Source organism: Streptococcus sp. A12 (assembly GCF_905372335.1).
GTDB lineage: Bacteria > Bacillota > Bacilli > Lactobacillales > Streptococcaceae > Streptococcus.
Map to the genome: position 1 here is coordinate 12,904 of NZ_CAJPOU010000017.1, position 20,268 is coordinate 33,171.

General features: G+C 42.3%; 17 protein-coding genes and 1 pseudogene. 17 read left to right on the top strand and 1 reads right to left on the bottom strand.

Annotation, left to right across the window (positions count from 1 at the left end; all coding sequences use genetic code 11):
* Positions 1-7 precede the first annotated feature (7 nt).
* Positions 8-976: a diacylglycerol kinase family lipid kinase gene (locus QZ158_RS03820; RefSeq protein ID WP_293874982.1), complete on the top strand. Its 969-nt coding sequence runs from the start codon at positions 8-10 to the stop codon at positions 974-976.
* Positions 977-1,052: 76 nt separating this feature from the next.
* Positions 1,053-3,353 (top strand): type I pullulanase, encoded by a 2,301-nt coding sequence (gene pulA, locus QZ158_RS03825; protein ID WP_293874984.1) that lies wholly within the window; start codon positions 1,053-1,055, stop codon positions 3,351-3,353.
* A 304-nt stretch (positions 3,354-3,657) separates the two neighbouring features.
* Here pulA and QZ158_RS03830 read toward each other — a convergent pair whose 3' ends face one another.
* Positions 3,658-5,844, bottom strand: a complete 2,187-nt coding sequence (locus QZ158_RS03830; RefSeq protein WP_293874986.1) for an LTA synthase family protein — start codon at positions 5,842-5,844, stop codon at positions 3,658-3,660.
* Positions 5,845-6,086: 242 nt separating this feature from the next.
* Here QZ158_RS03830 and QZ158_RS03835 point away from each other — a divergent pair, with 242 nt between their 5' ends.
* From QZ158_RS03835 to QZ158_RS03905, 15 genes and pseudogenes are all read left to right on the top strand, one after another.
* Positions 6,087-7,250, top strand: a complete 1,164-nt coding sequence (locus QZ158_RS03835) for a class I SAM-dependent rRNA methyltransferase (RefSeq protein ID WP_293874988.1) — start codon at positions 6,087-6,089, stop codon at positions 7,248-7,250.
* Entirely contained in the window at positions 7,247-7,924 is a 678-nt protein-coding gene (gene aroD / locus QZ158_RS03840; protein ID WP_293874990.1) for a type I 3-dehydroquinate dehydratase, read from the top strand. The genes QZ158_RS03835 and aroD overlap by 4 nt, the downstream gene beginning before the upstream one ends.
* Positions 7,914-8,789 (top strand): shikimate dehydrogenase, encoded by an 876-nt coding sequence (gene aroE / locus QZ158_RS03845; protein ID WP_293874992.1) that lies wholly within the window; start codon positions 7,914-7,916, stop codon positions 8,787-8,789. The genes aroD and aroE overlap by 11 nt, the downstream gene beginning before the upstream one ends.
* Positions 8,790-8,890: 101 nt before the next feature.
* Complete coding sequence (gene aroB / locus QZ158_RS03850; protein ID WP_293874994.1) at positions 8,891-9,955, top strand: 3-dehydroquinate synthase; 1,065 nt, start codon at positions 8,891-8,893, stop codon at positions 9,953-9,955.
* A gap of 20 nt (positions 9,956-9,975) precedes the next feature.
* A complete protein-coding gene (gene aroC, locus QZ158_RS03855) occupies positions 9,976-11,142 on the top strand; it encodes a chorismate synthase (protein ID WP_293874996.1) in 1,167 nt (388 codons plus the stop codon).
* A gap of 12 nt (positions 11,143-11,154) precedes the next feature.
* A complete protein-coding gene (locus tag QZ158_RS03860) occupies positions 11,155-12,261 on the top strand; it encodes a prephenate dehydrogenase (RefSeq protein WP_293874998.1) in 1,107 nt (368 codons plus the stop codon).
* 99 nt (positions 12,262-12,360) lie between these two features.
* Positions 12,361-12,699: a YlbF/YmcA family competence regulator gene (locus QZ158_RS03865; protein WP_293875000.1), complete on the top strand. Its 339-nt coding sequence runs from the start codon at positions 12,361-12,363 to the stop codon at positions 12,697-12,699.
* Between the two features lie 117 nt (positions 12,700-12,816).
* Positions 12,817-14,100 (top strand): 3-phosphoshikimate 1-carboxyvinyltransferase, encoded by a 1,284-nt coding sequence (gene aroA / locus QZ158_RS03870; protein WP_293875002.1) that lies wholly within the window; start codon positions 12,817-12,819, stop codon positions 14,098-14,100.
* Complete coding sequence (locus QZ158_RS03875; RefSeq protein WP_293875004.1) at positions 14,093-14,578, top strand: shikimate kinase; 486 nt, start codon at positions 14,093-14,095, stop codon at positions 14,576-14,578. The genes aroA and QZ158_RS03875 overlap by 8 nt, the downstream gene beginning before the upstream one ends.
* Positions 14,569-15,423 (top strand): prephenate dehydratase, encoded by an 855-nt coding sequence (gene pheA, locus QZ158_RS03880; RefSeq protein ID WP_293875006.1) that lies wholly within the window; start codon positions 14,569-14,571, stop codon positions 15,421-15,423. Before QZ158_RS03875 ends, pheA begins: the two co-directional genes overlap by 10 nt.
* Positions 15,420-16,745: an LCP family protein gene (locus QZ158_RS03885; protein ID WP_293875008.1), complete on the top strand. Its 1,326-nt coding sequence runs from the start codon at positions 15,420-15,422 to the stop codon at positions 16,743-16,745. Before pheA ends, QZ158_RS03885 begins: the two co-directional genes overlap by 4 nt.
* Before the next feature lie 63 nt (positions 16,746-16,808).
* Entirely contained in the window at positions 16,809-18,179 is a 1,371-nt protein-coding gene (gene rlmD / locus QZ158_RS03890) for a 23S rRNA (uracil(1939)-C(5))-methyltransferase RlmD (RefSeq protein ID WP_293875010.1), read from the top strand.
* A 213-nt stretch (positions 18,180-18,392) separates the two neighbouring features.
* The gene (gene aac(6'), locus QZ158_RS03895) at positions 18,393-18,821 is read left to right on the top strand and encodes an aminoglycoside 6'-N-acetyltransferase (protein ID WP_293875012.1); all 429 of its coding nucleotides are present in this window, start codon (positions 18,393-18,395) and stop codon (positions 18,819-18,821) included.
* 47 nt (positions 18,822-18,868) lie between these two features.
* Positions 18,869-19,476, top strand: a pseudogene (locus tag QZ158_RS03900) (Type 1 glutamine amidotransferase-like domain-containing protein).
* A 73-nt stretch (positions 19,477-19,549) separates the two neighbouring features.
* Complete coding sequence (locus QZ158_RS03905; protein ID WP_293875014.1) at positions 19,550-20,041, top strand: nucleotidyltransferase; 492 nt, start codon at positions 19,550-19,552, stop codon at positions 20,039-20,041.
* Positions 20,042-20,268 lie beyond the last annotated feature (227 nt).

The window sequence follows — 20,268 nt, forward strand, 5'->3', positions numbered from 1 at the left end:
GGCATGTATGGAAAATAAGATTAAAAAAGCACGAGTGATATATAATCCGACCTCTGGTCAGGAAATCATTAAAAAGAATATCGCAGAAGTTTTGGATGTGTTAGAGGATGTTGGCTATGAAACAAGTGCCTATCAGACCACTCCAGAGCCCCTTTCAGCTCAATTAGAAGCAGAACGAGCTGCAAAAGCTGGTTTTGATTTGATAATTGCTGCTGGAGGAGATGGGACTATTAATGAGGTTGTCAATGGGGTTGCTAGCTTGCAACACCGTCCAAAGATGGCTTTTATTCCAACTGGAACAACCAACGATTATGCTCGTGCACTGAAGATTCCAATGGGAGACCCAGTCGCAGCTGCACGGATCATTGAGAAGAATCAAACTATTCAAATGGACATTGGCCGTGCTTACAGAAGTAAATATTTTATCAATATTGCTGCAGCAGGAACCTTGTCCGAATTAACCTTTAGCGTACCAAGTGAAGTGAAATCACGCTATGGCTACTTTGCTTATGTGGCCGAAGCTGTGAAAAAATTCCCTAAAAATAAAACCCGAAAGGTACGGATTGAACACGACAATGGGGTCTATGTTGGACCAGTTTCTCTTGTTTTCGCAGCATTGACCAATTCGATCGGTGGCTTTGAAAGTGTAGCACCAGATGCTAAACTTGATGATGGGAACTTTACCTTGATCTTAGTCAAAACAGCTAAATTATTTGAAATGCTGTCTCTCATTATGCAAGCTGTAAATGGTGGGAAACACGTTAATGATTCAAATATTGAATACCTCAAAACCTCTAAATTAAAAATTGAAGTTTTGGATCAGAAAGATGAGTTCAAGATTAATTTAGATGGCGAATACGGCGGAGATACACCGGTAGAACTGGAGGTTTTCCACAATCACTTAGAATTTTTTGCCAACATCGATGAAATTAATGACGATGCTCTGGTCCGTTCAGAATATAAATCAGAAGAATAATGGAGAATCATTGCTGAGAGTGGGTAATGCCAGCTTCTTCTTACTTAGTTAATTAGGAAATAGGAAATACAATACGATGCATCAGTATCAAGTAAAAATCCACTACCATCATCCCGTCGGTGATTATTTTGCCCGTGACATGTGGAAGTGGCATGAAGGAGTATGGGGAGAGGAAGTTTCTTTCTCCAAGCTCGATTATTTTGGAGTTGAGGGGCTCTTAGTTTATAACTGTGAGACACCTCAACGCATTGGCCATGTCATCATCAAGGAAGGAAACTGGATCAGTCAGTCAGACGAATACCATATTGAGCTTTTGCCTGAAGGGAATGTGCGAGAAGTCTGGTTAATCAAAGGAGATGATACAGTTTATTATTCCTTGCAGGCTGCAATGACCAGTCATGAATATAGCCGTCGGAAGCCACACGCTTTTGATATGGTGACGCACTATCAAGAATTTGATGCCAAATGGGGCTATCAGGGTTGGTTGGGATATCGCCAGCAAGATGATGATTATCGCTTTAAACTTTGGGCACCTACTGCCAATAAAGTAGACCTTCTCATCTATGATTCTGTCGCTAATGACAGCAAGGTCTGGAAGATTGTCCCAATGGTTCGTGGCCAGAGAGAATCTAGCGACCATGTTCGCAATAACTGTGGTGTCTGGTATGCGGATGTCATGGGAAACCTCAGTGGACTAGCCTATCAGTATAAGGTTTATTTTGATTACCATACTGAGATTGCGCGTGATCCTTATACGATCGCTACCAGTGAAAATGGGAAAAAATCTGCCATTCTTTCTCATCAGGATTGCATCTTCCCTGCCTTTCAGACAGAAACTTATGAAAAGGCTGACTGGCGTCTGGATAATCCTTGTCAGGCGGTTGTCTATGAAATGCATGTCCGGGATTTGACCATTTCTCCAACTTCCGGTGTGGATGAAGCCTATCGAGGAACCTACCGAGGAGCTCATCAGACTGGGACGAAGAACGCCCAAGGGGATGCCACAGCCTTTGACTACATCAAGGAATTAGGGGTCAATGTAGTCCAACTGCAACCAGTGACCGACCGCTATAAGACCTATGATGAAGACGGGAATGTCCTCTATAATTGGGGCTATGATGTGCAGAATTACTCTGCTCCAGAGACTAGTTACTCGACCAAACCTCACGACCCTAAGACCACCATGCGCGAGTTAAAAGAAATGATACACGCCTATCATGAAGCGGGTATTTCGGTAGTCATGGATGTGGTCTATAATCACATCTATTCGACAGAAGATGGAGCCTTTCAAACAACCGTTCCTGATTATTACTACCGGATGAATCCAAATGGATCCTTCCAAAATGGTACAGGAGTTGGGAATGAGACGGCCAGTGAGCATGAGATGTACCGCAAATTCATGATTGATTCCTTGACGTATTGGGTAACAGAATATAAGATTGACGGTTTCCGATTTGACTTAATGGGGATTCACGATGTGGATACCATGAATGAAATCCGTGAAGCCATGGACGCGATTGATCCACGGATTCTCCTTTATGGAGAAGGTTGGGATATGGGGACAGGATTGGCTCCAGAAGATAAGGCTAAAAAGGACAATGCTTATCAAATGGCCCAAGTCGGTTTCTTTAATGATACTTCACGAGATGCCATTAAGGGAGCTGAAGTCTTCGGATCCATTAAACGTGGGTATGTTAGTCGCAAGTCTACAGAAGATATCATTGCGCGCTCCGTACTTGGAAGTGCAGAGTTGGGATCTTTCCTAACTCCAAGTCAGGTCCTCAACTATGTAGAAGCCCATGACAACTACAACCTCTATGATTTACTTTCTTATGTTCATCCAGATGATTCTCAGGAAAAAATTAAGAAGCAGGTAGAGGTAGCGACAGCCATGAATCTCCTCTTCCAAGGGATAGCCTTTATGCAAGTTGGCCAAGAGTTCTTACGAACCAAGTTAGTTGCAACGGGTGAAGATGGGGAAGTGACACCTCAAGATCGAGAATGGGCCATGAATTCTTATAATGCACCTGATGCTGTCAACCAAGTCGACTGGAATCTAGTGTCTGTAAATAAGGATACTGTTGACTATGTTCGCCAATTGATTCATTTGAAGAAGACCCTGCCTGCCTTGTCCCTTGAATCTTATGAGGAAATCTACCAACATGTCTTCGTGCATACAGCAGATATGGGCAGTGGTGTTGTTGTCTTTGAATTAAATTGGGACAAACACTACTATGTCATTTTTAACACCAGTGGACTACCATTCTATCTCCAGAACGCAGATCATCTTGAACTCCTTGTTGGAAATAGTCGAAATAAACGTCCATTCTATGTTGAGAATTTAACAGCTTCCATCTTTGAATGGAGAAATAAATAAAAAAAAGATTGGGATTTCCCAATCTTATTTCAAATAGAAGATAATGCCCTCTTAAAAACTTTCCTTAGGTGAGTACGGACGTCAGCGAACTTCTCTGAAGTTCCAAGACTTAGTTTTGAACCTAAAGTTTCAAAACTCCCGAGTACTTGAAACACTATGTTTCAAGTACTTTTCTCACAGCGGAAAGTTTTAGATTTGCTTTAATAATCCAAGGTAATAGAAGTGTTTTTTGAAAAACAGTCCAGCTTCCTTAAAGTAAAAACAGTTTGTCTATATTCAAAAATAAGATTGGGAGGTCCCAATCTTATTTTTTTTCTGATGAAGATGAGCTTGAGCTACTTGAGCTGGAATCTTCACTCGAAGAAGAAGAACTGAACTGTTCAGGGTGGAGATCTTTATAGCTTGGTGCTTTGAAGAGATCAACCGTTGATTGATTGCCTTTTTGGCTATAGAGGCTGGTTGATGCATCCCCTTTTTCTTTTTCAATTTTCTTCAATGCTTTCATCGAGTTGTTGTAGGAGTAGTCATCCGGGTTGACTTTACCAAGATCATTTCCAGTGTAGAATCGTAAGAGGTCCCCCGTTTGGATACTATCACTAATCTTGAGTTGTAAATTAGCTGCCTCACGGATTTTATCCAGTTGCTCTTTCGTTGATTCGTCTGGATTGGTGATTTCTTCACCAGTCTTGGTGTAATAGGTCCGCCCACTGTAACTTGTATACTCAGGGGTCACAAAGTAGTTAGCAGAACGGAAAGCAACGATTTGGCTATGATTTGGAGATAATAAGTCTTGACCAACTTGAAGGAAGTTCTTAGAATCAATTCCTAACAAGTGTTCCAATGTTGGAAGCATATCAATCTCTCCACCATAGGTCTCAATGACTTTCCCTTTGTTCATGCCAGGAACGACCACCATATAAGGCACCCGTTGTAACATAGCATTATCATAACTTGACCAAGTTTCAGAGTTCTTATTTAGCAAGGGAGCCAGAGCTGGATTTCGAGAATTTGAAATACCGTAGTGGTCCCCATACAGAACAATAATGGAGTTCTCATAAAGACCAGAAGCTTTGAGATAATCGAAGAAGGCCTTGATGGAAGCATCCAAATAGTTGGCTGTTGCAAAATAGCCATTAATGGTTTCATCTTGCGTCTCTGCAAGAGGGAAGCCGATTTCGTCCCCAATCAGACTCGTCGTATAAGGATAGTGGTTGGAGACGGTAATGAACTTAGTATAAAACGGTTGTTGCATGTGTTCCAAGTACTTTATGGAATCCTTCAACATGATCTTATCATTAAGTCCATACTGGAAGGAGTTGGTATCATCTTGCTTGGTAAAATAAGAAGCATCAAAGAAGTAATGGTAGCCCCATTGTTTGTAGGCTGTATTACGGTTCCAGAAGCTTCCGGCATTTCCGTGGAAAACAGCACTGGATTGGTAACCATTCTTAGAAAGAATGAAAGGAGCTGCTTGCTGGGTATTGGTCCCACCGTAGTTCACCATAAAGGAACCTTGGTTCAAACCGAACAAGCCCGTTTCAATCATGGTCTCTGCATCCGATGTTTTACCAGCTTTTACCTGGTTAAAGACATTTGCAAATGCAAAGGTTTCATTTGAATGATAGAGCGAGTTGATAAAAGGGGTCACTTCGTATTCTTTGTCGTCAACCTTCAATTTATAGTCGATCAAGAATTGTTGGAAGCTTTCCAAGTGGATATAGATGACATTACGTCCCTTAGCGAGACCAAAGGTTTCTGGATTTGGTTGAGCATAATGGCTAGCAACATACTCTTCTACCGGCTTCAAATCTACTTTAGAAGCCTTTGAGCGTTCTTTATTGGCCATGTAGGTCTGGTTGGCACTGTAACCTAGGAAGGCTGGCAAGCCAAGCGCACGAACCACATAGTAATTGGAGAATCCACGCGTTAATAATTCCGGACGGTCAATCTCAGCCAAGAAAAGATTGGCGGAGAAGAGCATAGCAGAGAGAGAGGTGACTGCAAAACTTGCCCGCTTGTTAAAAGGACGGGGATCTAGTTTTACCAATTTCTTTAAAAAGAGGAAAGCTAGAATCGGGAAGTCTAAAACATAGATAATGTCCCAAGGTCGGAACAATTCTAAGGCTGCAGCTCCAAGACCAGCAGAAACCTTACTAGAGGCCAGCATGGTATTGACTGTTACGAAGTCTGTAAACTCACGATAATAAATCGAGTTGGATATCAACCAGATAAATAAAATGATATAGATGCTAAAAGATAGCAAATAAAAGAGTTTGGTTCTCTTAATATAAAAAGCGAGACCGATGAATAAGAGGCTGAGTGGAATCGGGTTGATCACTGCGAGAAAAACCTGATAAAAGCCTTGAATATCTAGATTAAAGTCTACTGTATAGGCCCACATGGTTTTAAACCAATAAAGCAACAGTAGGGTAAAGACAAATCCTAGTCTGGTACTCATAGCATCGAGTATCGTTTTGGTAATTTTTTTCACAAAAATATACTTCCTTGCCTTATTTCCTAAAAATTTTCTTACAACAGTATACCATAATTTAAAACGTTTTGAAAACAAAGCAAGTAAATAATGATGTTAAAAAAGAGTATGGTTGATATTGGTAATCATTAGCTAAACAAAAGAAGTGAGATTGTTTAAAAAGATGGCGAATACTTCCTTGATAATAGGATTCTTAAGTAGGAGACTTTGTGAATTTTTGAAAATTTTGATACAATAGAAGTATGAAAAAGCTGACAATTAACCGACAAGTTGAGAAAAAAATCCATAAAGGTTATAAGATTTTAGAGAAGAGTGATTTTGGGCAACTCCCCTTTGACAATGAGGTGGTCGAGCTGGTCACAGCTTCAGGTCATTTTCTAGGGACAGGCTACCTTTCAGAGCAAAACAAGGGGCTTGGTTGGGTCGTTTCTACGAAGAAAATCACCTTGGATCAGGCTTACTTTAGTTACTTATTTGCTGAGGCTAAGTCAAAACGTCAGTCTTATTATCAGTCGGAATTGGATACTGCTTTTAGAATTTTTAATCAAGAAGGCGACGGATTTGGTGGCTTAACCATTGATCTCTATGAAGATTATGCCGTCTTTTCCATTTACAATGCCTTCGTCTATCAAATCCGAGAGTTGATATTTGCAGCTTTTCAAGAGGTTTTTCCCGAAGTCTTGGGAGGATATGAAAAAATCCGCTTTAAGGATCCGGGTTATGAGTCGGCTCATCTATTTGGTCAAGAAGCTCCAGAGCATTTTTTGATTTTGGAAAACGGCGTTCGCTACCAAGTCTTTCTGAATGATGGCTTGATGACAGGGATTTTCTTGGACCAACACGATGTGCGTGCTAGCTTAGTAGATGGCTTAGCTGCAGGTAAATCCTTACTCAATATGTTTTCCTACACGGCGGCTTTTTCGGTGGCAGCGGTCATGGGCGGAGCAGTAGAAACAACTTCTGTTGATCTTGCCAAGCGTAGTCGGGAACTATCCCAAGCTCATTTTGTGGCAAATGGTCTAGCATTGGACCAGCACCGCTTTATCGTCATGGATGTTTTTGATTATTATAAGTATGCCAAGCGTCATGGCTTGACCTATGATGTGATCGTTTTAGATCCGCCAAGTTTTGCTCGCAATAAGAAGCGTACCTTCTCAGTTGCGAAGGATTACCACAAGCTAATCGAGCAGTCCCTAGAGATTTTAAATCCAAATGGTATTTTAATTGCAAGTACGAACGCTGCCAATGTCAGTCGGGATAAATTTAAGAAAGAAATTGAAAAGGGCTTCAAAGGCCAAAAGCATCGCTATATCAGTGAAGTAGGACTTCCAGCTGATTTTCGATACAATGAAAGGGAAGAAAGTAGTAATTACTTGAAAGTTTTTACAATTAAGGTGGATCAATGAAATTAGTCGTTTCTGTAATGCCAAGAAATTTTGAAGAAGCACAGGCCATTGATGCCAGTCGTTATCAGGATGCAGATGTCATTGAATGGCGTGCGGATTATTTGGACAAACATGATATCTTACAAGTAGCACCTGCCATCTTTGAAAAATTTACAGGGCGTGAAATTTTATTTACGCTACGGACACGGGAGCAGGGAGGAGAAATTGAACTTTCTGGTGAAGAGTACGTATCCCTTATCCATGATATCAACAACATCTATCATCCGGATTATGTCGATTTTGAGTACTTTGGTCATCAGGCCGAGTTTAATCAGATGATGGATTATTCCAATCTTTGCTTAAGCTACCATAATTTTCAGGAAACACCTGAGAATATGATGGAGATTATGTCTGAATTAACCAGCTTTACACCGAAATTGGTCAAGGTATCTGTGATGGCTCACACCGAGCAGGATGTTCTCGATTTGATGAACTATACACGTGGTTTTAAAACGCTAAATCCGGAACAAGAATTCGTCACCATTTCTATGGGGAAAATCGGCCGAATCTCTCGCATTGCTGCCGATTTAACTGGTTCTGTTTGGTCCTACGCTAGCGTTGGAGAGCAAAGTGCACCAGGTCAAATTAGCTTGTCCAGCATGCACAAGATTCGGGAGATCTTAGATGAAGATTGATGGCTATACGCGAATGGCGGCTGTGATTGCCAAGCCCATTCGTCATAGTATCTCACCCTTTATTCACAACCGGGCTTACCAACTAACCACTACCAATGCAGTCTACCTTGCCTGGGAAGTGGAAGAAGAACAAGTCGAACAAAGTCTTCAACAGTTACGGGTACTGGATATGTTAGGCGCTAATATTTCCATGCCCTACAAAAAAAAAGTCTTGCCATTTTTAGATCAGGTAGACGGAAGCGCGCAACTTATTGGTTCGGTCAATACGATTGTTCAGAAAGATGGTCGTTTAACAGGCTACAATACAGACGGACTTGGTTTTCTAAAGAGTCTCCCCAAGACTTTTTCGATAAAGAATAAGAAACTCGTCCTTTTAGGAGCGGGTGGTGCTGCGACTGCTATTGTTGTAGAGGCCAGTCGGCAAGGAGTTGGCGAGATTCATTTATTTGTTCGTCCAGAAAGCTTAGATAAGTATCAGGCTATCTTTGCTCCACTATCTGAAGCTCTTGCTGTTTCAATTGTCCTTCATGACTTATCTAGTCGGGATCAGTTGAATACAACGATAGAGGGGACCGATTTATTGATCAATGCTACAGGATTAGGAATGGATGGGTCTTCTCTCCCTATTCCGAAAGAGTTTAACTTTCCTAAAGGATGTCTAGTAGCTGATTTAGCTTATTTTCCTGCCAAGACACCTTTTCTTCAATTAGCTGAAGAACAAGGGGCAAAAACCTTAAATGGCTTGGGAATGCTCTTCCATCAAGCTGCCGTTGCCTTCGAACTGATGACGGATAAAACTTTCCCGGAAGAGGAAGTCTGGCAAGCCTTGAAATTGGAATACCCAGATTATGTATTAGAAAAATGATGGAAGAAAACAGAAAAACTTAATTAAGTATGCTCTGTTTTCTATTTTTATACAATAGCGGAATTGTAATCTTTTTCACATGGATTTGAAAGGAGATCCTTATGAAGGTGAATGTTGATCTACCAAAGAATGGTTATGAGATTGTCATTGAGAATGGAGCGATCCAAAAGGTTGGAACCTGGCTCAGTCATTTATGGGAAGCTCAAAAAGTAGCAGTCATTTCAGACAACCATGTAGGGTCTCTTTATGCAAGTCAGGTGGTAGAAAGCCTTGAAAGTGAAGGATTTACAGTGATTAGCTATGAGTTCCTGGAAGGAGAAGCTAGTAAAAATCTGACGACCGTTCAAAAAGTCTATGAATTTTTAGCGAAAAATGGGATGACACGATCTGATGGCATCCTTGCTCTTGGGGGTGGTGTTGTCGGTGATCTAGCTGGCTTTGTGGCTTCCACCTATATGCGGGGGATTCATTTCGTCCAAGTACCGACTAGTTTGACGGCTCAGGTTGACTCCTCTATCGGAGGTAAGACCGGAGTCAATACACTCTATGCTAAAAACATGGTAGGAACCTTTGCCCAACCGGATGGGGTATTGATTGACCCTGAAGTGCTGCGGACCCTTGGGACGCGCGAGTTGATCGAGGGCATGGGGGAAGTCATCAAGTACGGTCTCATAGAAGACCCAGTCTTATGGGAAGAGCTGGATCAAATGGATGGCTCCATTGAGTCTATTTATGAGCATGCAGAATCCTTGATTGCCCATTCCTGTCAAGTCAAGCGCAAGATGGTCGTCGAAGATGAGCTAGACCAAGGCATTCGGCTATTTCTGAATTTTGGTCATACCCTTGGCCATGCGATCGAAGCAACAGCCGGTTATGGCCAGATCATGCACGGAGAAGCCGTAGCGATTGGAATGGTGCAAATCACTAAGGTGGCAGAAGCTAAGGGATTGGTCCAAGCCGGTTTAACACAGGCTATCCGGCAAATGTGTCAAAAATTTGGCTTACCAGTGGAATTCCATACTTGGGATAAGGAAAAGCTTTATCAGGCCTTGACCTTAGACAAGAAGGCGAGGGGTAATCAATTGAAACTTGTTTTGGTACCTGAAATTGGAACTTGTCAGATCCATCCAGTCCCATTGGAAGAGATGAGAGACTTCTTACACTAGAAAGCGACAAAGGAGATAGCATGCGTTATTTAACAGCAGGAGAATCACACGGACCACGACTTACAGCTATTATCGAAGGAGTGCCAGCAGGGCTCCCTTTGACAGCTGATTGTATCAACGTCGAATTAAAACGCCGCCAAGGAGGCTACGGTCGTGGAGCACGGATGAAGATTGAAAGCGATCAGGTCGAGATCACCTCTGGTGTTCGCCATGGCTTGACCATGGGAGGTCCTATCACCTTGAATGTCACCAATCTAGACCATCAAAAATGGTTGGAGATCATGTCTGTCAGTGATGTGGAGGATAAGAAAAAGGGACTCCGGAAAATTACCAAGCCTCGTCCAGGTCACGCTGATTTGGTCGGCGGGATCAAGTACCGCTTTGATGACTTGCGAAATTCTTTGGAACGGTCATCCGCTCGGGAAACAACCATGCGGGTAGCAGTAGGTGCAGTAGCCAAACGTCTATTGGAAGAGATTGGGATTCAAGTAGCTAGCCATATCATCAATTTCGGAGGAATCGAGGTAGAGGTTCCGGAAAATCTAACAGTTTCCCAAATCAAGGAAGCGGTCGCTCAGTCAGAAGTTTCCATCGTCAATCGAGAGCGAGAAGAGGAAATCAAGGCCTATATCGATAGTGTGAAGAAAGAAGGGGAAACCATTGGAGGAATCGTCGAAACGATTGTAGGTGGTGTACCTGTTGGTCTGGGATCTTTTGCCCAATGGGATAAGAAATTGGATGCCAAGATTGCTCAAGGGGTCGTCTCTATCAATGCTTTTAAAGGTGTAGAGTTTGGGCTAGGATTTGAAGCAGGTCGTCGAAAAGGCAGTCAAGTCATGGACGAAATTCTCTGGTCTGAGCAGGATGGGTATACTCGTCGAACCAATCATCTGGGCGGATTTGAAGGCGGCATGACCAATGGAGAGCCAATTATCGTTCGTGGAGTAATGAAACCAATCCCAACTCTTTATAAACCCCTCATGAGTGTCGATATTGAAACGCACGAACCGTATAAGGCAACAGTGGAGCGGAGTGACCCAACAGCACTTCCAGCTGCAGGGGTTGTCATGGAAGCTGTGGTGGCAACGGTCTTAGCCACAGAAGTCTTGGACAAGTTCTCTTCTGATAATCTGGAAGAATTGAAGGAAGCTGTCGAGCGTCATCGGGCTTATACTAAAGCTTTCTAAGTGGAGAAATAGATGGAAGAAAAGGTTGTTTATATCGTCGGTCTAGGACTGATTGGAGCTTCGTTAGCTATGGGGATCCGAAAAGCCCATCCTCAAGTGACTTTACTAGGCTATAATCGCAGTCAGGCCTCACGAGATATTGCTCTGAAGAAGGGAATTGTTGATGAGGTGACGGCTGATTTGGAAGAGTTTTCTTCTCGAGCTGATGTCATCATCGTCTCCCTACCTGTCAAGCAAACCATCCAAACCTTTCAGCAACTGGCGAGAATGCCATTGAAAGAAGGAGTCATTGTGACAGATGTTGGCTCCACCAAGGGTGCCATTGTAGAAGCTGTCGAAAATGCTTTTAGACATCTCCCAGTCCGTTTTGTCGGTGGGCATCCCATGGCAGGGAGTCACAAGACAGGAGCTGCCTCAGCTGACTCCACCCTCTTTGAAAATGCCTACTATATTTTTACACCAACAGCTACGACAGACCCAAGTGCGGTCTTGGAATTGAAGGATTTACTCTCAGGGCTTGGTGCCCGCTTCATCGAGGTGGATCCAATAGAACACGATCGGGTTACTTCCCAGATTAGTCACTTTCCTCACGTATTGGCAGCTACCCTGATGGGACAAGCAGCTGCTTATACAGAGGAGCATAGCCTAGCTGGTCGCTTTGCTGCAGGGGGATTTCGTGATATGACGCGGATTGCGGAGAGTGAGCCCAGCATGTGGACCTCCATTTTGCTATCCAATCCAACTGCTGTTCTTGATCGGATAGCAGATTTTCAGGATCGTCTTGAGCAAGTTGCCGAGATGATTCGCCAAGGGCAAGAACATGCGATTTGGTCCTTCTTTGACTATAGTCGAGAGCAACGGCAACATATGCAGATCGATAAGAGAGGAGGGGTGGAAAGCACCTTCGATATTTTTGTGGATGTCCCAGATGAAGAAGATGTCATCCTTCGGATCTTAGAGTTGCTTCGTGGTACCTCCTTGGTCAATATTCATATTAATGAGGAAAATCGGGAAGATGTCTACGGGATTCTCCAGATTTCCTTTAAGACGGCTACAGATCAAGCGCGGGCTGAAGCCTTGATCACCGAGCAAACGGATTATAGCGTAGTGATCAAATAGGTCCTAAGTAGGATTTTTACAAAAATAGCAGTTTCTAACACAAGATGTAACAGAATCTTTGTATAATAGAACAAAACCAAATTGTTAAGGAGAAATCACATGTCAAATATTTATGATCTAGCCAATGAGTTGTCACGCGGAATTCGTGACTTACCAGAATACAAGGCTGTCCTTGCTAGTAAGGAAGCCATTGATGCCGATGCCGATTCAAAAGCATTATTCGGAGACTACCTGACTTTCCAACAAGAAATTCATGGAGTCATCCAGTCTGGACAAATGCCAACCGAAGACCAACAAAAGAAGATGCAGGACTTTGCTGGGAAATTACAAGGAAACCCAATTGTAAATGAGTTTTTCACCAAACAACAGCAACTATCAGTTTATCTAGGAGATATTGAACGGATTATTTTTGATCCAGTTCAAGATTTATTTAAATAAGGGAGAGGTGGAGAGCCCACCTCTTTTTCTCTCCCATCTTAGAGGACCTTCCAAGTGAACGTTGAAAATGGCTGTTTTTTATGGTAAAATTTTTAGAAAAGCTTGAAGGGGTAAGCCATGAAATTACAAACGAATTGTAAGGGTTTAAACGGAATTATTCATGTTCCGGGGGATAAATCGATCAGTCATCGTTCGATTATCATTGGTAGCCTTGCGCATGGAACCACTAAGGTCTATGATATCCTACGTGGTGAAGATGTCTTATCCACTATTCAAGTATTTAGAGACCTAGGCGTCTCTATCCAAGATGATGGTCAAGTGATCACCATTGAGGGAAAAGGCTTCGAAGCCTTTCAACAACCTAAAAATGATCTGGATATGGGGAACTCAGGCACCTCCACTAGATTGATAGCGGGTGTCTTAGCAGGAAGTCCCTTCCCAGTCACCATGGTTGGAGATGATAGCTTGTCCAAACGACCAATGGATCGGGTGGCGATCCCCCTTCGAGAGATGGGAGTCACTGTTCAGGGGCAAACTGAGGGAGATATGCTTCCTCTTTACCTTCATGGGACAAAAGAGTTACAACCAATCCATTATTCATTACCGGTAGCTTCTGCTCAGGTCAAGTCAGCTCTTCTATTTGCTGCCATACAAGCAGAAGGGGAGTCAGTCATTCTAGAGAAAGAACTGACACGGAATCACACCGAAGATATGATCCAGCAGTTCGGTGGCCAGATCAGCGTGAAGGGCAAAGAAATTCGCCTACGTGGGCCTCAAAGCTTCCAAGCCTGTGAGGTGACGGTGCCGGGTGATATCTCCAGTGCAGCCTTTTGGTTGGTAGCTGGTTTGATTGTCCCTAATAGTCAGATTCGTCTAGAGAATGTCGGCATCAATAAGACTCGTACAGGTATCCTAGAGGTTATTGAAAAAATGGGAGGCAAGCTTCAAATATTGGATGTTGATCCCCTTGCTAAGGCTGCGACGCTTGTCGTAGAGACTTCTGATCTCTATGGGACGGAAATTTCGGGTGATTTGATTCCTCGCTTGATTGATGAGCTTCCAATTATTGCTCTTTTGGCAACTCAAGCTTCTGGGAAAACCATTATCAAAGATGCTGAAGAATTGAAAGTCAAGGAAACGGATCGCATCCAAGTAGTGGCAGATAGTTTAAATGCTATGGGAGCAACCATCACCCCAACAGAGGATGGAATGATTATTGAGGGGAAAACGCCCTTACATGGTGCTAGTCTGCAGACCTTTGGTGACCACCGGATCGGTATGATGGGAGCTATTGCAGCCCTGCTTGTAAGCGATGGTGAAGTGGAACTTGCGCGTGCTGAATCTATTAATACCAGCTATCCTACCTTCTTTGCAGATTTAGAAAAGGTGTCTCATGCCTAAAGTACTACTCGGCTTTATGGGAGCAGGGAAAACGACCATTGGCTCCTTATTGGACTCAGCTTTTGCAGATATGGATGCACTTCTAGTTCAACGCTTAGAAATGCCGATTTCTGACTATTTTGCTTGCTATGGAGAAGACAGTTTTCGCCAGCAAGAGTCGCTTTTATTGCAAGAGTTACTCAATCAAGAGAGCTCGGTCATTTCAACTGGTGGGGGCATCGTTCTGAAACCAGAAAATCGTGAGCTTCTCAAGAAGAATGCTTATAATATTTATTTACGGATTGATTTTGAACGGCTTTATCAAAGACTGGCTGCGGATCTTGCAACTAAGCGCCCCCTCTTTCTTAATAAAAAACCAGAAGATTTTCGTGCCTTGTATGAGCAACGCCTGCCCCTTTATGAAGAAGTAGCCACACATGTGATTGATGTTGCTGATAAGACACCAGAAGAAATTGTGGAGATCATCCGATGCTTGTAGCTTATCTCGGTCCTAAGGGATCCTTTACCCACCATGTAGCCCTTGAAAGTTTTGAAGAGGCGACCTTATGCCCTTACGGGTCTATCACAGAAGTGATCAAAGCTTATGAGTCCGACCAAGTAGATTATGCGGTCATACCTGTTGAGAACTCCATCGAAGGTAGTGTCCATGAGACGATTGACTATCTCTTTCACCAGGCTCATTTTCAGGCTATTGCAGAAGTGGTCTATCCCATTAAGCAACAACTCTTAGCAGTTAAGCAGGATCAAGCCATTGAAGTGATCTATTCGCATCCTCAAGCATTAGCCCAAGGGAAAGCCTATGTACAGGAGCATTTCCCGCAAGCAAGACTAGAGATGACAACTTCGACTTCCTATGCAGCTCGATATGTCTCTCAACATCCGGAACTTCCTATTGCAGCCATTGCGCCTTTGGAGGCCAAGGATGAATATGGTCTGGAAGTGGTAGCTAGTAATATTCAGGAAATGGATCAAAATTTCACCCGCTTTTGGATCCTTGGTCAGCGACCTTTTGAAGGTAGCCGCTCGCTCAAGAAAGCTGCTAGTAAGGATAGTTTGGCGATTACCTTACCAAGTAATATTGCGGGCTCCTTATGCCAGGCACTATCTACATTTGCTACAAGAGAATTAAATTTAACAAAAATTGAAAGTCGTCCTTTAAAAACGGCCCTAGGGGAGTATTTTTTTATCATCGATGTGGTGGATGCTGACGAATCACTGTTTGCGTTCGCTTATCAAGAACTGGAATCCCTGGGGGTATCTATCAAAACCTTAGGCCACTATTGGGTCTATGTGCTAAACGACAATGAAACGGAGAACGTATGAGTAGAGAATCAGAAAAGCTATCCTATCATGAACAAAAGAGATTGGATTATCTTTATTCCAACTATCATTATCTGAATGAGAAAGAGCAGTTGGAATACAAGTATCTAAAAAATAAATCAGAGGGACATTTCCAAGATGACTCCGTTTCAGCAAGAGCAGAAGAGTCTGTGGTTTCCTCAAGTAGAAACGAAAACGAGTCTGATGAATTACCAGTCTATCCATCACGAAGCCGAAAGGATAAACCCAAATCCAATAAAAAGAAACGAGAGGAAGTAGCAGCTCTTCCCAAACGTAAGAAGGGAAGAAAAATCAGCTTCAAACGTATTTTAAAATGGATAGCCATCTTCTTCTTATTGGTCATTAGTGGAATGGTCTTTATGTTTCTCAAAGGTTTGAACAGCAAACCCGGTGGGACCAATGCCCAACCAGCTGTTAAAGAGTATTTTAACGGTCAGAAGACAAAAGACGGAGTCAATATCCTGATCTTGGGAACAGATGGTCGTATCGGGGAAAGCTCGTCTGAGACTCGAACGGACTCCATCATGGTGGTCAATGTCAACAACAAGGACGGCAAAGTGAAATTGGTCAGTTTCATGAGGGATACTCTGGTTCATATCGATGGCGTGAGCCAACAAACGGATCCAGAATATCAAGATTACTATGACCAGAAGCTGAATACGGCCTTTACCATTGGAGAGCAGAATAACAACCAAGGAGCAGAATTGGTCCGTCAAATGCTTAAGGATAACTTTGACATTGATATCCAATACTATGCCATGGTTGATTTCCAAACCTTTGCGACAGCCATCGATACCCTTTTCCCGAATGGGGTGGAGATGAATGCTCAGTTCTCCACCATTGATGGTGAAACCGTTTCTGAAGTGGAAGTTCCTGATGACTTGAATATGAAGGATGGGGTCGTTCCGAATCAGACCATTAAGGTCGGAAAACAACGGATGGACGGCCGGACCCTCCTCAACTATGCTCGTTTCCGTAAAGATGATGAGGGCGACTTTGGACGGACAAGACGCCAACAAGAAGTCATGTCTGCCATTGTGCACCAAATCAAGGATCCAACCAAGCTCTTTACTGGATCTGAAGCACTAGGAAAGGTCTTCGCTATGACCTCGACCAATGTACCCTTCTCCTTCCTATTGACCAACGGGATTGGCTTAGTCGGAAGTGCCAGCAACGGGATTGAACGCATTACCATTCCAGAAAATGGGGATTGGGTTGATGCCTATGATATGTATGGTGGTCAAGGCTTGCTGGTCGATTTTGATGCTTATAAAAAGAAATTGTCCCAAATGGGCTTAAGATGATATAATTAAGGGATAGGAGTCTGAAAACTCCATCCCTTTTAATTTGTAGAAAGATTGAACACCATGTTAAAGAAAAATGAAATTGTAGACGTTGAGATTGTCGATTTGACTCACGAAGGAGCAGGAGTGACTAAGGTCGATGGCCTTGTCTTTTTTGTGGAGAATGCCCTGCCAGGAGAAGTGATCCGCATGCGCGTGCTCAAGGTCAATAAGAAGATCGGCTACGGAAAAGTAGAGGAGTACTTGGAAAAATCCCCTCACCGCAATGAGGAACTGGACCTGGCTTACTTGCGAAGCGGCATTGCTGACTTGGGTCACCTGGCTTATTCGGAGCAGCTGAAATTCAAGGCCAAGCAGGTAAAGGATAGCCTTTACAAGATGGCAGGAATCTCTGATATCGAAGTGCCCCTGACCTTGGGGATGGACCATCCCGTCAAGTATCGCAACAAGGCCCAGGTTCCTGTCCGTCGTGTCAATGGTCAGGTAGAGACAGGTTTCTTTCGCAAGAACTCTCATGATTTGATGCCGATCGAAGACTTCTATATCCAAGATCCAGTCATTGACCAAGTGGTCTTGGCTCTTCGAGATTTGATTCGTCGGTTTGACCTCAAGCCTTATGATGAAAAGGAACAGTCTGGCTTGATTCGCAATCTTGTGGTCCGCCGAGGTCACCATTCAGGAGAAATCATGGTCATTTTGGTCACCACTCGTCCCAAGGTGTTCCGTGTGGACCAGTTGATCGAGCAGTTGATCCAGCAATTCCCAACCGTCAAATCGGTCATGCAAAATATCAACGAGCAGAATACCAATGCCATTTTTGGGAAAGAATGGCGTAAGCTTTATGGCCAAGATTACATTACCGATCAAATGTTGGGCAATAGCTTCCAAATCTCTGGACCAGCCTTTTACCAGGTCAATACCGAAATGGCTGAGAAGCTCTATCAGACAGCCATTGATTTTGCGGACTTAAGAGCAGAGGATGTGGTGATTGACGCCTACTCTGGAATTGGGACCATTGGTTTATCCGTCGCTAAGCATGTCAAGGAAGTCTATGGGGTAGAAGTCATCCCTGAAGCAGTAGAGAATAGTCAGAAGAATGCTAGTCTAAATGGCATTACCAATGCCCACTATGTCTGTGATACAGCTGAAAATGCCATGAAAAATTGGCTCAAGGAAGGCATCCAACCAACAGCTATCCTAGTCGACCCACCACGCAAGGGCTTGACCGAAAGCTTTATCAAAGCAAGCTCCCAAACAGGAGCTGACCGCATCGCCTATATCTCCTGTAATGTCGCAACCATGGCGCGTGATATCAAACTCTACCAAGAGTTGGGCTATGAATTGAAGAAAGTCCAGCCGGTGGATTTGTTTCCACAAACGCATCATGTTGAGGCGGTATCACTGCTTGTACGAGCTGAGGCATCAGCGAAGTAGAAGTAGATGCTCCGCCCATGGGATAGGACTCGTAGAATGAGGAGGGAAACCGACGAAATGATACGGTAAGTCCGAGCCGCTGAATGCTTGGCTCTGCTCTTCCGATCTGAGACAGCGAAAAGTAGAAGGAGATGGTATTGGTATCAATCAATGAGTAATAAAGTAACAGCACGATTCGAAACATTTTCCTGTAATTTGCGGAGGAACATCAATATGGATGGAATAACAAAAGATTCTATAAAAACGGCTAAACTAATGAAACAATTATGGCCCCAATTGACCGATAAAGAAGCTATTGATGAAGTAAAAAAATATACGAATAGCAAAAATACTGCAATCTTTACTGAAGTTGAAGGTGACACAATTGTAGGTCTAGCACTATGTTCACTCAGATTTGATTATGTTGAAGGTTGTAAATATAGTCCTGTTGGATTCTTAGAAGGGATTATTGTCGACGAGGAATATCGTTTAAAGGATATTGCTAAAAATCTCTGTACAAAATGTGAGGAATGGGCGAAAAATAAAGGATGTAAGGAATTTGCAAGTGACTGTACTTTAACGAATACGGATTCTATAAGATTTCATCTCAATATTGGATTTCAGGAGGCAAATAGAATTATTCATTTTAAGAAGAAATTATAATTTCAGAACGTGGTCAAAATTTATGTATCTTTAGAAAGTGTGAAAGATTGGACGAACAAATTTTTTTGATGGGTGGAAATCCGCCGATAAAGAACCATACGATTGTTAATAAAATTGTTTCATCAAGGAAGATCGAAAGAATTGTCATTTTTACAGTTTATCGAGAAAATTGGGACCGTATATGAAAAAGTACACGGAAGTTATCCAAAGCCATTTTCCTAACTTAAACACTGATTACTTACTCTTGGACACTGAGCAGATTGATTTTGATAGCTATCTAGATGCTGATCTAATTATCATTGGTGGTGGAAATACGGAAAAATGTATAGCTAATTATGTCAATCAGGAGTTCAAAAATTATATCGATTATATGCTTAATAAAGGGGCGAAAGTTATAGGTTTTTCTGCAGGAGCCCTATTATTAGGAGAAAAAGTGTATGTCTCACCTAATGATAATTCAGATCATCAGATAAAGATAAAAAATGGATTAGGAATCTTTAGTCAGTTTTTAATTAGTGTCCATTATGATTCATGGAATGATAAAGCTAATAAGGATAGAGCTGAAGAACTCGTTAATGTTCCCATAATCTCACTAAATGACTATTCCTGTCTTGTATTAGATAAACTTGGAAACATTATTGAGAAAATTGACTAGTTTTCATTATCTAAATCTTGATCTAGGTAACTAAAGTGTAAACGAACATTTATATGAAAGGCTAAGAGTAAACATGAGTCTCTTATTTGAAGAATTTAAAACCATTTGTTTCCATTTAAATCGAGTCGGAATTACACCGACACTGATGGGTTCTTTGGGATTGGAGTTTAGAACGAAAGAAAATTGGGGGCCGTCTGACATTGACATTCATGTGCCTGGTGACCCTAGAGGTTGGGAAGCACCTGATCATCTCAGAATTTATGACTGGGACAAGATAATGAAAGTGATGAAAGACTTAGGCTACGTCTTAATAGATATTCATGAGCATGAATTCCAAAAGGAAAGAGTGAGTGTTGAATTTGGAAGTATCGATTCCTTACTTGATTTTGCAGGAGTTTCGGAATCGGATATAGAGCTTATTCACATTGAAGGCATCACTTTTCGTCTTCCAAGTCTGGAGCAGTATCTAAGTATTTACAAAGCTTCTTCTCAAGACTCCTATCGAAATGATCACAATAACAATAAGGATTTTAAAAAGATCGAGTGGCTGGAAAGACATTTGTAAATTATCATATAAAAGTAGTAAATTGTAAGACTGGCTGCTATGTTATTTTTATTATCATTTTTATTGCTTATTTAATTTATACAATATTGGCGAGTAATAGAATTAATAAGTAAACAACATTTTAAATTTTAGAAAAGGAAGTATTATCATGGGAATATTCGATGATTTTAAATACAAAGAAAACTACCAAGATGAAGAAAAAGTAATTGAAGTACTTAAAAAGATTT

What these genes read in the sequence shown, in the direction of transcription:
- pheA (WP_293875006.1), top strand. Translation starts at nt 14,569, where the DNA reads ATGCTTGTAGCTTATCTCGGTCCTAAGGGATCCTTTACCCACCATGTA.
- QZ158_RS03835 (WP_293874988.1), top strand. Translation starts at nt 6,087, where the DNA reads ATGAAAAAGCTGACAATTAACCGACAAGTTGAGAAAAAAATCCATAAA.
- aroC (WP_293874996.1), top strand. Translation starts at nt 9,976, where the DNA reads ATGCGTTATTTAACAGCAGGAGAATCACACGGACCACGACTTACAGCT.
- aroA (WP_293875002.1), top strand. Translation starts at nt 12,817, where the DNA reads ATGAAATTACAAACGAATTGTAAGGGTTTAAACGGAATTATTCATGTT.
- QZ158_RS03820 (WP_293874982.1), top strand. Translation starts at nt 8, where the DNA reads ATGGAAAATAAGATTAAAAAAGCACGAGTGATATATAATCCGACCTCT.
- QZ158_RS03885 (WP_293875008.1), top strand. Translation starts at nt 15,420, where the DNA reads ATGAGTAGAGAATCAGAAAAGCTATCCTATCATGAACAAAAGAGATTG.
- rlmD (WP_293875010.1), top strand. Translation starts at nt 16,809, where the DNA reads ATGTTAAAGAAAAATGAAATTGTAGACGTTGAGATTGTCGATTTGACT.
- QZ158_RS03865 (WP_293875000.1), top strand. Translation starts at nt 12,361, where the DNA reads ATGTCAAATATTTATGATCTAGCCAATGAGTTGTCACGCGGAATTCGT.
- QZ158_RS03875 (WP_293875004.1), top strand. Translation starts at nt 14,093, where the DNA reads ATGCCTAAAGTACTACTCGGCTTTATGGGAGCAGGGAAAACGACCATT.
- QZ158_RS03860 (WP_293874998.1), top strand. Translation starts at nt 11,155, where the DNA reads ATGGAAGAAAAGGTTGTTTATATCGTCGGTCTAGGACTGATTGGAGCT.
- aroB (WP_293874994.1), top strand. Translation starts at nt 8,891, where the DNA reads ATGAAGGTGAATGTTGATCTACCAAAGAATGGTTATGAGATTGTCATT.
- pulA (WP_293874984.1), top strand. Translation starts at nt 1,053, where the DNA reads ATGCATCAGTATCAAGTAAAAATCCACTACCATCATCCCGTCGGTGAT.
- aroD (WP_293874990.1), top strand. Translation starts at nt 7,247, where the DNA reads ATGAAATTAGTCGTTTCTGTAATGCCAAGAAATTTTGAAGAAGCACAG.
- aroE (WP_293874992.1), top strand. Translation starts at nt 7,914, where the DNA reads ATGAAGATTGATGGCTATACGCGAATGGCGGCTGTGATTGCCAAGCCC.
- QZ158_RS03905 (WP_293875014.1), top strand. Translation starts at nt 19,550, where the DNA reads ATGAGTCTCTTATTTGAAGAATTTAAAACCATTTGTTTCCATTTAAAT.